The organism is Pantoea sp. ICBG 1758 (genome assembly GCF_002928325.1).
GTDB lineage: Bacteria > Pseudomonadota > Gammaproteobacteria > Enterobacterales > Enterobacteriaceae > Pantoea > Pantoea eucrina.
In genome coordinates, this window is record NZ_POWL01000004.1 from 280,759 (window position 1) to 293,696 (window position 12,938).

Here is a 12,938-nt window from a genome sequence, read left to right on the forward strand (position 1 = left end):
TCAGCAAACGTAAAGTTGCAGGCGTTCAGATATAAGTCGGAAGTCCAAAGATTCACTGTAATCAGTAAATGAGGGCGCAGCGTTCACTGTAATCAGTAAAAGATTCACTGCAGGCTGCTGCAAACACGCTGTGTGAAGCAGGCTCTGGCCGGTATCTCTCTGCACGTTCACTGTAGTCAATAGTCAGCTGTTAAAAACAGAGGAGACCCTCTTCGGCAGCATTCACTGTAGTCAGCATTCTCCGGCAAATTAGCCTCTCTCTGGCTGTAACGTTCACTGTAATCAGGAGAGCCACAGAACGCGGTCGTTTAGCATCACCGGCACCTGGATCGTCTATACGCAGCACGTTCACTGTAATCAGTAGCGGATGCCCGCTCTCACTGCATTAAAGCCTGGCCACATTCACTGTAGTCAGTAACGGCCCGTCTTATCGCTGGCAGCGTTCACTATAATCAGCAGACAGGTCCGCAGGCGGCCTGGGCAATAGAGCGGGCCGTAAAAGGTATTGCTTTCAGCTGTCGTAACGCTATCTGGCCCTCTGCTGATTACAGTGAACAGCAGCTGTGTCCTCTATACAGTGGTCACAGCAGGGCAGGGCAGAGGGTTAGCAGGCGTTCACTGTAATCAGTAAACAGAGCGGGATTAAGCTGCCTGAAAAGATATGTTAGTGCTTACTATCAATTTATGCTACGTCTGGTGCATACCGTGCCTGATTGTTCCCAGCCTGGCTAAAGAAGTCTACTGTTTACAGTGAACGTTACTGATTACAGTGAACAGCCAGCCTGCATGGGGAACATTAAGGAGCAGAGTAGCGCTGCACGGCTGATACGGCACAGCGGCGGGAAAAGATGTTTTGCTGATTACAGTGAACATCACGACTCGTCGTCAAACTCGATCTCATCCAGCACGTCGATGCTCTCCAGATTTCCGATACCATCCAGCTTGGGCGTCCTGCTATGGATGATGAAAAACACTGAACGTCCACGCTTAATCTCGGAATAGTCGAGATAGCCTATCTCTTTCAGCTGCTCCATAGCACGCCGCACCACATGGTTCTGCGTGGTGGTTTTCGATCCCAGGTTAAGACGCATACGCAGTCGCGCCAGCGAGATAGGGGCCGGATTAACAGGAAGGCTTTCCAGATAGGTATAGAGCGCCTGAGCAGACTCTTTACGTTTCAGGCGCGAAATGGCCCGCAACTGAAGCAGAACCTTGTGATCAAAGTTATATAACTCAAACAGCTTCGGATCGGCCTGAATGCGAACCAGATCTTTTTCCCGATCGTAATAGGCAGATTGTACAAGGTGAGTATGATAAGCCTTGCCGTTACCTTCAAAAGAGAGCGTATTGGTTGCAATGCGCCGTAATGAGGCATCCAGGCGCCTGCGCAGGGCTGCAGAGGAGTTCGCTGACGGAATACCACACATCTTAACGAAATCGATAAAAGGTAGCGTGACCGTGTCGCCTTTGGTCGGATAACGGGAGAAAGATTGAATAATCCCTGCCCAGGTTTTGAAATCGTTATCCATATCCAGTCTGGCACCGGTTATGGTGATCTTCTCATACCCTTCCGCTTTTACCAGCGAGAGGTTTTTCAGCTCTTTGGTCGCATCAGTGGAGGCCATAGCCCCGGATTTGCCGCGAGCAGTGGATTTAAGGGTGGGAACAAACAATCCCAGACGCATCAGTGCCACAGGCTGGACAGTATTATTCTTGTTAGGATGGAGCTGGATAACTTCGCCACTGTTTTTTGTCACCGACAGAAAAGGTTCCAGTAACGCCTTGTTTTTACTCTCTTTGTCTGCCATGGCATGAGATCTTCATTTTGTGGATGAAAGGGATCGTTTTCTGATTACAGTGAACATTAGCACTGATTATAGTGAATATTCCACAGAGTACAGTGAATATAGCACTGATTACAGTGAATGCTTTACTGATTATAGTGAACATGATCACCCTTTGAGGCCTTGTGTGGTGCGGCCTGCGACGATCGGGGATCTCTTAGGATCTATCTTTGATCTCTTTATGATCTCTTATTGGGATCTGGTTTATGTATAAGTGGATAACTCAGGATCCCACTATAGAGACCCGTTCTTAGTTGATTTCAATTAGAGAACAACTTGCTCAATATTATTCATTTTATATCAATAGTAATCGGGCGTATCGTAACAGGCACGATCAACAGCAATGTACTGAGGAATTCTGATGACTGACCATGTGATTTCACGTAATCCTGCAACGGGTGCCATTCTCGCAACGTATCCACTCCAGACCGCTGAGGAACTTGATCGCTCTCTTGCACAAAGCGCTGAAGCCGCTGAGCTGTGGCGTAATACAACGATTGAACAGCGTGTGAAGGTACTGCGCCAGCTGGGTGAACAGCTGCGTCAGCGTCAGGATGAACTGGCCACTATGGCAACACGGGAAATGGGTAAACCTGTTGCCCAGGCACGTGCAGAAGTCCTGAAATGTGCCAGCTTATGTGACTGGTATGCCGAACATGGCCCGGCCATGATTGCTGATAAACCAGCTCCGGTAGAAGGTCAGCAGGCGTGGCAGTCATTCAGACCACTAGGCGTCATACTGGCTGTGATGCCGTGGAATTTTCCTTACTGGCAGGTGCTGCGTGGCGCTGTCAGCATGCTGCTTGCCGGCAATACCTATCTGTTAAAACATGCACCCAGCGTAATGGGATCGGCTTATCTGATGGCTGAACTGTTTGAGGCAACAGAACTGCCGCACGGTGCTTTTACCGTTATCAATACGGATAACGACGGCGTTTCAGCAGCAATCAGCGATTCACGCGTTGCAGCCGTTGCAGTCACCGGGAGCGTACGCGCAGGCGCCGCTATCGCAGCACAGGCCGGTGCGGTACTGAAGAAAACAGTACTGGAGCTGGGCGGTGCCGATCCTTTCATCGTACTGGCCGACGCAGATCTTGACGCTGCTGTCGCTTCAGCCGTTGTGGGCCGCTATCAGAATACCGGACAGGTTTGCATGGCAGCGAAGCGCTTTATCATCGAAGAGAGTATCGCCGCCGAGTTTGAAGCGCGTTTCAGCCAGGCCGTAGCCGCACTGAAAATTGGCGATCCGCTTGATGAGCAGACCTTTATCGGTCCGATGGCACGCTACGATCTGCGTGATGAACTGGATGGGCAGGTGCAGCAAACGCTCAAAGAGGGCGCACGTCTGGTGCTGGGCGGTCATAAAATTGAGGGGGAAGGAAATTACTATGCCCCTACCATTCTGGCTGATGTGACGCCGGAGATGACAGCATTTCAGCAGGAAATATTTGGCCCGGTCGCGGCAATCACTACGGCGCGTAATGCAGAACACGCCCTTGCGCTGGCTAACAACAGCGATTTCGGTCTGAGTGCCACCGTCTGGAGCCGCGATGAGTCGGTGACCAGCTGGCTGGCAGAGCGGCTGGAAACAGGAGCGGTATTTATCAACGGCAACGGCGCATCCGATCCGCGCGTCGCGATTGGCGGCGTTAAAAAGAGCGGCTATGGCCGTGAGCTCTCCAGTTTTGGCGTACACGAGTTCTGCAATATCCAGACAGTATGGAAAAACCGTCGCTAACTGCCCTGAGGCGCGCAATACTGTGCGCCTCACGATTTTCAGGTAGCCAGCAACATGAAAAGTCCGGGCATTATCATCCTTGCAGCAGGGCAGGGAACACGTTTTCAGCAGGCGGGCGGAAAAGGCAATAAGCTGCTTGCCCTCTTGCCTGACAGCACCGGAACACCCCATCCTGTGCTCGGTATGACGCTGCATGCAGCACAACGCAGCGGGCTGCCGCTTCTGCTGGTAACGCGACCTGAATATACCGCAATACGGGCGCTGGCTGCTGCGCAGGCGATACCGGTGCTGTGTGTCAGCAGTGCAGGCAGCGGCGAGACGATTGCCGCTGCCGTTCGCGCTGTGCCGCACTGGTCTGGCTGGCTGATTCAGCCCGGCGATATGGCATGGGTTACTGCAGAAGATCATCAGAGTATCGCCGGCGCACTCTCCGAAGGGGCCTCCCAGGCCCGTTTTTGCTGGCAGAACAAACCCGGCCACCCGGTAGGCTTTGCGGCAGAATATGGCCCGGCACTTAGTGAGTTAAAAGGGGACAGCGGCGCCCGCTCGCTGCTTGATACCGCGCGCCTGCTGCGTTTGCAGGGACACGCTGGCGTGATCCGCGACGCCGATCTCCCCGTTACCGCCACGCCGCTCGCCCGCCGCAGGAAGTAGTGGCGCAGGGTGATAATTACCGCTACTCTCGCGCGGTCATATTTATGCGAACGGGTGACACACTACCCGGTTGACCGTCCCTGTTCAGAGTCATGGTACGCGGAGAGAGTGATGAGCGCAGTAGCCGATCCTTCAGTAATCCAGTCGCGGCGGGAAAGTGCCGCCATCTATCGAAAAATAACGTTAAAACTGATCCCGTTTCTCTGCCTGTGTTATCTGGCAGCCTACCTGGATCGCATTAATATTGGTTTTGCCAAGCTGCAGATGGCAAGCGACTTAGCGCTAAGCGAAACGGCGTTTGGTCTGGGTGCGGGTCTGTTTTTTGTGGGTTACATTCTGTTTGAAGTGCCAAGCAACCTGTTTCTGCAACGCACCGGCGCACGGATCTGGATCGCGCGGATCATGATCAGCTGGGGAGTGCTCTCGGCGTTAACCCTGCTGGTAAAAACTCCCGGTCAGTTCTATACGATCCGCTTTTTACTGGGCGTGGCAGAAGCAGGGTTTCTGCCGGGCGTGCTGTTTTATCTGACCCGCTGGTTTCCCTCATGGCGACGCGGCCGCATTATTGCGCTGTTTATGCTGGGTTTGCCACTTTCCAGTATCATCGGCGGCCCTCTATCAGGCTGGATCATGACGCACTTCGACAAACTGCACGGGCTACATGGCTGGCAGTGGCTGTTTCTGCTGGAGGGCTTGCCGAGTATTCTGCTGGGGCTGATGACGCTGCGAATGCTGCCGGATGGCCCGGCAGAGGCATCCTGGCTGAGCGTTCAGGAAAAACAGGTCATTGCTGATGAACTCCGCAGCGATGCGGGCGAAGCTGCTGAGGCGAAACACCGGCTGCGGGATGGCCTGCTTAATTTGCGGGTAGTGATGCTGGGCGGAATCGATTTCTCCATACTGCTTAGCGCTTACGCAATGGGCTTCTGGTTACCGACGCTGCTGAAAAAAGCAGGCTCCACCGATCTCACCACGATTGGTTATCTTACGGCGGTCCCAAGTCTGGCCGCGCTGGCTGGCATGCTGCTGATTGGAGCCAGCTCAGACAGGCTGCGCGAACGCCGCTGGCATATTATTGTTCCATTTATCATCGGTGCAGCCGCAATGGCCTGCGCGCCCTTCTGGAGCAGTAATGTGGCTGTAACCGTGCTGCTATTTTCCATTGCGCAGGCGATGATTATTGGTGCCGTGCCGGTTTTCTTCAGCCTGCCCGCAACCTTTCTGACCGGTACTGCCGCCGCCGCAGGTTTTGCGCTCGCCTGCTCAATTGCCAATATTGCAGGCCTGGTCAGTAATTCTGTTATGGGAATCGCGCTGGATATGACCGGCAGCAGCGACGGGGCGCTGTGGCTGTTTGCTGCCTGTTTATTGCTCAGCTGCCTGCTGGTGCTGGCACTGCCGGCAAAACTGGTCAATCGCTGATCGCCATAAAGCGCGCCTGTTACGGGCGCGCTTTACTGATTACAGTGAACGTTGCGTACACGTCAGGCAGGACGCGTTTATTCAGGCTCAGGCGATATCAGTTCTGCTCAGAGAGTTGCACCGCCATGGTATCGGCTTCCAGTGCTTCAAACACGTGGGGTTCATCAGCGGGATAGCAGATGTAATCGCCAGGATTCAGCTCCACCGGCGCATCGCTGGGTCCTACCCTGGCCCGCCCGCGGGCAATGATAACGTGCTCAACCGAACCGGGCGGATGCGGCTTTGAAGCGCGCGGCGCGCCTGGCTGACTGGTCACCAGATAGAGGTCGCGTCGCCCGCCTGGCGGGCAGCTGGCGAGCAGAGCCGCCTGATAATCAGCCAGTTCAGCCGACACAATCATCCCTTCACCTTTGCGAATAACCTGCAGACGTTTTACCTCTGGTTCCAGCAGGCGGGCGAAAGGAATATTTAACGCGACACAGAGCGCCCAGAGGGTTTCGATACTGGGATTGCCGTTGCCCGCTTCCAGTTGTGAGAGCGTTGATTTTGCCACACCCGCACGGCGAGCCACTTCAGTCAGTGAAAGTCCGGCACGCTGCCGCTCGCGGATCAGCCCGGCGGCAATAGTATCAATCGGTGGTGTCACAGCAGCTCCTGTTCGTTTTATCGAACGTTTGTTCATCTTGTAAAACAATTTCTGAACGTTCATTATACTGTCTTTACTGTTCGGTATGAGATCAATATGTGATGCGTGCGGGGATTAACGTGCTTGATCGCGGCGTGATAAAAGCGATTGTTTTGGTTTGTCTGGCAGACGGTATTGTGGGCCTCTCCTATGGCTCGCTGGCCGCTGCACAGGGTTTTCCGCTCTGGGTGCCGATAGCGCTCTCTACGCTGGTGCTGGCAGGCGCTTCGGAATTTCTGTTTATCGGCGTTGTTGCTGGTGGCGGAAGCCCGCTCACTGCCGCCGCCGCCGGGTTGCTGGTCAATGCGCGCCATCTGCCGTTTGGCATTGCGGTAAAAGATCTGGTGGGGCAGGGAGGCCGCAGCCTCCTTGGCTGCCATATCATGAACGATGAGAGCGTGGTATTTGGTATCTCGCAACCGGGACTGCAGCAGCGCCGGGTTGCCTACTGGCTGTGCGGACTCGGTATTTTTGCGGTCTGGCCACTCACCGTTATCGGCGGCGCCATGATTGGCCGCTTTATTCCTGACGTTTCCGCCATCGGGCTGGATGCGGTTTTCCCGGCGATCCTGATTGCGCTGATTTTTCCGGCGCTGCGCAAACGGCGGACACGCATTCCGGCGCTGGCCGGGACCGCACTCTCTGTCGCGGTCACGCCTTTTGTACCGGCAGGAATGCCGGTGCTCTTTTCCCTGCTGGGGTTGCTGAGCTGGCGGGAGCGTAAAGATGGACAATAGTCTGGTCATTGCCGGTATCGCGCTGCTGGCCGTCGGAACGTACGCTATCCGTTTTGCCGGATACCGTCTCGGCAGCCGGCTGCCGATGTCAGAAAAAACGCGCAATATGCTGTCAGATGCTGCCACGGTCCTGTTGCTGGCGGTGGCGGTCACAACCGCACTGTTTGAAGGAACGCACTTTGCCGGCATCGCACGGGTAGCAGGCGTTCTGTTTGCTGTTTTTCTGGCATGGCGACGGACGCCGTTGATTCTGGTTATCGCAGGAGCCGCAGCAATGACGGGATTACTGCGTTATCTGGGCGTGCCGTAACGACTTTTCAGGCTGGCAATATCCGCCTGCCACGGCTTTTGCTACCCTAACAGTATAAGGCGTCGCTTCCGGATCCCTTCAGAGAGCGACAGAGTAAGCCAGAGCAGGATTGAGGCAAAAATGGAAAAGCAGGAACGAACCGACAATCATGCAGATGAGATCGTCAACTGCGTGGTCTATCGTCATGGCGAGCGGCAAGAGCATGTCGATGTTGCAGAGATCAGCGATATCCTGAAAGAAGATAAATCGTTCGTCTGGCTTGGGTTATACCAGCCCGAACCCGCTTTTATGCAAAAGCTGCAGGAGGAATTCGGGCTGCACGAGCTGGCGATCGAAGATGCTCTGCTGGCGCATCAGCGTCCTAAGATTGAACAGTATGGCGAATCGGTATTTATCGTGGTCAAAACGGCGTATATGCAGGCGCAGCAGCACATCACGTTTGGTGAAACGCACTTCTTTCTGGGCAAAAATTTCCTGATTACGGTACGCCATGGATCGCGGGAAGGCTATGCCGCAATCCGGGAAAAAGCGGAAAAGAATCACGCCATGCTGTGCCAGGGGCCAGGCTATGCACTCTACTGTATCCTCGATTTTATCGTAGACAACTACAGTAAAATCACACAAACGCTCAGCGAGCGTATCGGTAATCTCGAAGATGGGATGTTTTCCACGCGCTTTGATAACCACGCGCTGGAGCAGGTCTACCATCTGCGACGCCAGCTGCTGGCGCTGCGCAACGCCGCGATGCCGGTCACTGAAATCTGTCCGCAGCTGGTTCGTTTCCATGAAGATATTATCCCAAAAAATCTGCGCGCCTATCTGCGCGATGTGCAGGATCACGCGCATCACGTCATGATCGATGCAGAAGATATGCGTGAAACGCTGGCCAGTGCTATGCAGGTCAACCTCGCGCTGGTCTCTGTACAGCAAAGTGAAGTGAATAAGAAGCTGGCGGGCTGGGGCGCCATTTTGATTGTGCCAACAATTGTATTCAGTATGTATGGCATGAACTTTTCCGACATGCCGGAGCTGCACAGCCATTTTGGTTATCCGGTGGCGCTGGGATCAACGCTGCTTATCTGCTGCATTATGTGGTGGCGGCTGAAGCGCGCGGGCTGGTTATAACGACGCCCGCGCGTCGATGCCTGAAATTTCAGCCTGAAATCGCCAGAATTTTTATGGCTTAAAACGGGCTGGCAGTAGGGCGCAGCGTGATTTCACTGACGTCAACCTCGCCAGGCTGATCGATAGCCCAGCTGACCGTCTGCGCTATCGATTCCGGTTTAAGGGCGATAGCCCGAAAGCTGCGCATTGCCTCCTGGGCCACATCGTCAGTGATGCTGTCAGCCAGCTCAGATTCCACTACGCCTGGATTGATAACGGTAACGCGCAGAGCGGACGACTCCTGCCGTAATCCCTCAGAAATAGCGCGGACGGCAAATTTAGTGGCGCAGTAAACCGCCGCGGTGGGTGAGACCGTAAGCGCCCCGATTGACGCGATATTGATAATGTGCCCCGCCTGCTGCTGCTGCATTGCGGGCAGTACTGCAGCGATGCCGTAAAGCACGCCGCGCACATTAACATCCAGCATCTGGTCCCACTCTTCAACTTTCAGTGAAGCCATCGGAGAGAGCGGCATCACGCCCGCATTGTTAATCATCACATCAATCCGCCCATATTTTTCAATGGCCAGACGGGCTAATGCCTGTGTATCAGCGCGCTGCGTCACATCTGTCGTCAGATAATCTATCCGGGCACCCTGCTGCTGCAGCTCATCACACAACGATGCCAGACGTGTGGCCCGGCGTGCACCAAGGATCAGCCTGTGGCCCTGCCTGGCCAGATAGCGGGCGATGGCTTCACCGATACCGCTGCTGGCGCCGGTCAGAATAATTACTTTCGCTTTTGCATCAGTCATCTTTTTTTCCTCGTGTGAAGTACCCTGCTATTGTTGAAAAATGCCGCAATCGTCAACAGACCTATTCACTGCGCATCTTTGCCTGATCCTCTCGCAGAGCGAGCCGCGCGCTGCGCCTTGTGACTAAGCAGGAATTCAACTATCCGGGAGAACGTGTGATGAATGACGTGCAACAGCAGATTTGCACTTTGCTTAACCAGCTGGCACCGCAGGAGGGATATACAAAATCCCTGCTGGATAGCGTGTTATTTATGCGGGCTAATCAGCAGTGGGCGCGCACGCCGGTACTTTATGAGCCGGGCATCATCATTATCTGCCAGGGCGCTAAGCGTGCCTTTCTGGCGGATAATGTCTACCGCTATGACGCGCAACACTATCTGGTATTATCTGTGCCTCTGCCATTCTCAGCGGAGACTGAAGCGACGTCCGCTGAGCCGCTGCTGGGCCTGGCGATCCGTTTTGACGTTAACGTACTGGCGAAACTCATCGCGCAGGTGCCGGCAAAGCCTGCGGGTGAAGAGAGGGCGACGGCTGCTATTATCTCCACGCCGCTGGATAGCACACTGCTACAGAGTACGCTGGCACTGCTTCAGGCATTACGGGATCCGCTTGAGGCGCGGATACTGGGGCCGGCCCGTGTGGAAGAGATCTGCTTTCGCATTCTGATGGGGCAGCAGGGTGCCGCTGTACGCGCCGCGCTGGCGTATCAGGGCCATTTTGGCCGCATTGCCCGGGCGCTACAGCAAATCCATGATAACTGGCAGCAGCCTATAAACGTTACGCAACTTGCCCGTGAGGCGGGCATGAGCGTGCCGCGTTTTCATCTGCACTTTAAAACCGTTACACAAACTTCACCCATTCAGTATCTTAAATCACTGCGCTTACATCGTGCACGACTGATGCTGATCCAGCAGAACCTGACCGCAGCCGGGGCAGCTGCGCGTACAGGCTACGAAAGTGACTCACAGTTCAGCCGCGAATTTAAACGCCTGTTTGGCCGCAGTCCGGCAGAGGAGGCGCGCATAATGAAACGGGCATTTACGCTGCTGCCAGCCGAACCATACGACCTGTTTTAGCACCCTGCACGCGGGTAACGGCTGACTGAGCATCACCCCCTGCCACAGAAAGAAGCCTGAATGTTTTAAAGCGAATCCCCCAGTTATTCGTGGTATTGGCGGCTGCGTTATCCAGACTTGTGCCGATGGCGTTCCGGGAAGGGATATGAAAAGATCGCGCATCTTTAAGTGAAGCACCGCTGCCGCCTCAGGAACAGCGCATTGCGCTGCGCGCGACAGGTTTCCGGCAGCCGTGCTGCAGGCTGTTGTCAGCCATGCTGCAGGCACTTTTTATCGTTCAGGCTGACCTCTCTTATTGCACTGCAGCCTTACGGCAACATGTCGCTTCTGCTGCACGATAACGGAAGAACAACCCTGAGGCAGGCTACGAACTTTTCTGAAATAGAGGCTGGCAGCCGCAATCTGTCTTCGCCAGTCAGTACCAGGTTTTTCTGCAAATGCGCCCGGCGCTGTACCTGAACGGTCAGCGGGTGCTGATAAATCGCGCCAGATATGGTGCAGAGATAACGTTAATTTTCCCGGTGGCGGAGTAATGGAATGAGCGCGAAAGTGTGGTTAGTGGATGATGATTTGTCAGTAAGGGAGTCGCTGGGATTTCTGCTGAAAACCGTAGATTACGAGGTGGCTGACTTCGGCGATCTGGCGACATTCGACGCCGTTGCCAGTGCAGAAGCGCTGCCGCTGCGCGGCTGTCTGCTGGTGGATGTGCGGCTGCCCGGCATGGATGGGCTTAACTGGCTGACCGAACAGCGCGCCCGTCATCCGCTGCTGCCGGTTATCCTTATGACCGCGTATGGTACGCTTGACGTCTGCCGCAGCACGTTTCAGGAGGGAACGTTTGATATTTTTACCAAGCCGCTCGACATTGAACCGCTGCTTGCAACCCTGCATCGCGCGATGAATGAGAGCGAACAGCGTGCAGTGCAGCAGGGCTGACGCTTTCTGTTATCTCGCTCAGCCCGTCGGTAACGTCTGTATTACGCATAACGTTCTGCGCCAGATAAAGCGCCTCTGACAACTGTCAGAGGCGCTCCGGCTTTAGCTGGTTTTCTGCTGCTTAAATCCGGTGAGCACCTTTTTAGCACTCAGCAGAGAGAGCAGCGGGGCGGCTGCCATAACGGCAAAAAGCAGCCAGGCCGCAGAGGAGGCGCCAGCGATTCCCCCCGGCGCCGACAGGCCTCCGGCGTTAGCGAGCATACCGGCGATGGCAGAACCCAGAGCCGTAGCAAACAGCTGAACCGTAGTGATGGAGGTGGCTGCTGCATCCTGATCGTCTGCGGGAGCCACCTGCAGGATGCGCGTCAGTAAATGGGGCCAGCCCAGCCCGATACCAAAGCCAATCAGCGCCAGTCCTGTCCCGATCAGCACAAGTATCTGTCCGTCGCTGCTGGCTGAGCGCGGAGTCACAATAGCCAGTAGCACCATACCCGCCAGAACCAGCGCCGGTCCTGCGGCAATTGCGCGCTTAATGCCCCGCGTCTGCCAGCCGGAGCTCCAGATCTCCGATACCGTCCAGCCTGCGGCCATCAGCGCCGCCACATAGCCCGAGATCAGCGGCGTCTGCCCATGCAGGATTTGAAGAAAATAGGGTACAAAGGTTTCGCTGGTCATACCGATGATGAGCAGCGCCATGGTGATATAGAGCGCCAGCAGAGGCGAGCTGAGGCGCAGCGCATTACGCGGTAACAGGCGTGTTTCACTGATAAACTCCTGGCGAATTAACAGCAGCAGCAGAATAACCGCCGCACATATCCCGGCTATATTCACCGCAATGTCAGAGGACATGCTCGCTGCGCTCACGGTCATAACGGCCGCAACCAGTAACAGCAGCTGCATCCAGGGGAGCTTTCCGGTGTGGGAAGTATCGGTACGATTATGAGCAGGGAAAATCAGCCACACCAGCAGCATATAACTCAGCGTGACGGGGATCAGTATGCCAAACGCCATGCGCCAGGCGTCCATTTCAGCAAATATTCCTCCGGCCGCCGGGCCCAGAAGCGTCGCCACGCCCCACATGCCGGAGATCAGCGCCATCGCGCGCGGCCAGAGCTTTTCCTCAAAAACGGCATAGATCATGGCATAGCAGAGCGCGAACAGAAAACCACCGCCCAGCCCCTGTAGCGCCCGACCTGCCAGCATTACCGGCATAGCGGGCGCCAGTGCGCAGACCAGACTACCCGCGATAAAAAGCAGCGCCGCCAGCAGATAGGCCTGTCGCGCGCCCGTCACCGCCAGCAGACGCGCGGTCAGCGCTGAGCCCAGTATTGAGGCGACGACAAACAGCGTTGTGTTCCATGCATAGAGGTGGAGTCCGCCTATCTCCCTGATGACGGAGGGAAGCACCGTAGTGGCGATGTAAACATTAATGGCGTGCAGTGCAACGCCGCCTGAAAGCGCAATAGCAAAAAACAGGTTTTTGCCTCCCAGTAATTCACTCCAGCTTCCTTCCTGTCCTGACGACATATAAGCCTCCCGGCATGCGTTGCGTCATATGCCCCGTTGCTGAGCGCAGCGGGATCCATTACATTAATAAAACAAGACAACGCTTGGATTA

Annotated in this window: 12 protein-coding genes; 8 read left to right on the forward strand and 4 right to left on the reverse strand. The window is 55.2% G+C overall.

Features of this window, described 5'->3' with window-relative positions; translation table 11 throughout:
• Positions 1 to 872 precede the first annotated feature (872 nt).
• Positions 873 to 1,808 carry a RepB family plasmid replication initiator protein gene (locus C1Y41_RS15075; RefSeq protein WP_040113754.1) on the reverse strand — a complete coding sequence of 312 codons (936 nt, stop codon included), beginning with the start codon at positions 1,806 to 1,808 and terminating at the stop codon, positions 873 to 875.
• 397 nt (positions 1,809 to 2,205) lie between these two features.
• Here C1Y41_RS15075 and C1Y41_RS15080 point away from each other — a divergent pair, with 397 nt between their 5' ends.
• From C1Y41_RS15080 to C1Y41_RS15090, 3 genes are all read left to right on the forward strand, one after another.
• The gene (locus tag C1Y41_RS15080) at positions 2,206 to 3,582 is read left to right on the forward strand and encodes an aldehyde dehydrogenase family protein (protein ID WP_071668116.1); all 1,377 of its coding nucleotides are present in this window, start codon (positions 2,206 to 2,208) and stop codon (positions 3,580 to 3,582) included.
• 54 nt (positions 3,583 to 3,636) lie between these two features.
• A complete protein-coding gene (locus tag C1Y41_RS15085; RefSeq protein ID WP_104085754.1) occupies positions 3,637 to 4,236 on the forward strand; it encodes an NTP transferase domain-containing protein in 600 nt (199 codons plus the stop codon).
• A gap of 111 nt (positions 4,237 to 4,347) precedes the next feature.
• Positions 4,348 to 5,658: an MFS transporter gene (locus C1Y41_RS15090; RefSeq protein WP_071668114.1), complete on the forward strand. Its 1,311-nt coding sequence runs from the start codon at positions 4,348 to 4,350 to the stop codon at positions 5,656 to 5,658.
• A 97-nt stretch (positions 5,659 to 5,755) separates the two neighbouring features.
• Here C1Y41_RS15090 and C1Y41_RS15095 read toward each other — a convergent pair whose 3' ends face one another.
• Positions 5,756 to 6,304, reverse strand: coding sequence for a helix-turn-helix domain-containing protein (locus tag C1Y41_RS15095; RefSeq protein WP_040113746.1), 549 nt, complete (start codon positions 6,302 to 6,304; stop codon positions 5,756 to 5,758).
• Positions 6,305 to 6,405: 101 nt separating this feature from the next.
• On the opposite strand from C1Y41_RS15095, the gene C1Y41_RS15100 reads away from it, so the two are divergent.
• From C1Y41_RS15100 to corA, 3 genes are all read left to right on the forward strand, one after another.
• Positions 6,406 to 7,080: an AzlC family ABC transporter permease gene (locus tag C1Y41_RS15100; protein WP_071668113.1), complete on the forward strand. Its 675-nt coding sequence runs from the start codon at positions 6,406 to 6,408 to the stop codon at positions 7,078 to 7,080.
• Complete coding sequence (locus tag C1Y41_RS15105) at positions 7,070 to 7,390, forward strand: AzlD domain-containing protein (RefSeq protein WP_040113737.1); 321 nt, start codon at positions 7,070 to 7,072, stop codon at positions 7,388 to 7,390. Before C1Y41_RS15100 ends, C1Y41_RS15105 begins: the two co-directional genes overlap by 11 nt.
• A gap of 120 nt (positions 7,391 to 7,510) precedes the next feature.
• The gene (gene corA / locus C1Y41_RS15110) at positions 7,511 to 8,515 is read left to right on the forward strand and encodes a magnesium/cobalt transporter CorA (RefSeq protein ID WP_094110794.1); all 1,005 of its coding nucleotides are present in this window, start codon (positions 7,511 to 7,513) and stop codon (positions 8,513 to 8,515) included.
• Positions 8,516 to 8,573: 58 nt separating this feature from the next.
• On the opposite strand, the gene C1Y41_RS15115 is transcribed toward corA, so the two are convergent.
• Complete coding sequence (locus C1Y41_RS15115) at positions 8,574 to 9,308, reverse strand: SDR family oxidoreductase (protein ID WP_104085755.1); 735 nt, start codon at positions 9,306 to 9,308, stop codon at positions 8,574 to 8,576.
• Between the two features lie 158 nt (positions 9,309 to 9,466).
• On the opposite strand from C1Y41_RS15115, the gene C1Y41_RS15120 reads away from it, so the two are divergent.
• Both C1Y41_RS15120 and C1Y41_RS15125 read left to right on the forward strand, forming a co-directional pair.
• Positions 9,467 to 10,384 carry an AraC family transcriptional regulator gene (locus C1Y41_RS15120; protein WP_040113733.1) on the forward strand — a complete coding sequence of 306 codons (918 nt, stop codon included), beginning with the start codon at positions 9,467 to 9,469 and terminating at the stop codon, positions 10,382 to 10,384.
• A gap of 537 nt (positions 10,385 to 10,921) precedes the next feature.
• The gene (locus C1Y41_RS15125; protein ID WP_104085757.1) at positions 10,922 to 11,320 is read left to right on the forward strand and encodes a response regulator transcription factor; all 399 of its coding nucleotides are present in this window, start codon (positions 10,922 to 10,924) and stop codon (positions 11,318 to 11,320) included.
• Positions 11,321 to 11,422: 102 nt separating this feature from the next.
• Here the strand turns inward: C1Y41_RS15125 and C1Y41_RS15130 are convergent, their stop codons facing one another.
• On the reverse strand, positions 11,423 to 12,847 hold the full coding sequence (locus tag C1Y41_RS15130; RefSeq protein ID WP_104085758.1) for an MFS transporter: 1,425 nt from the start codon (positions 12,845 to 12,847) through the stop codon (positions 11,423 to 11,425).
• Positions 12,848 to 12,938: the final 91 nt, after the last annotated feature.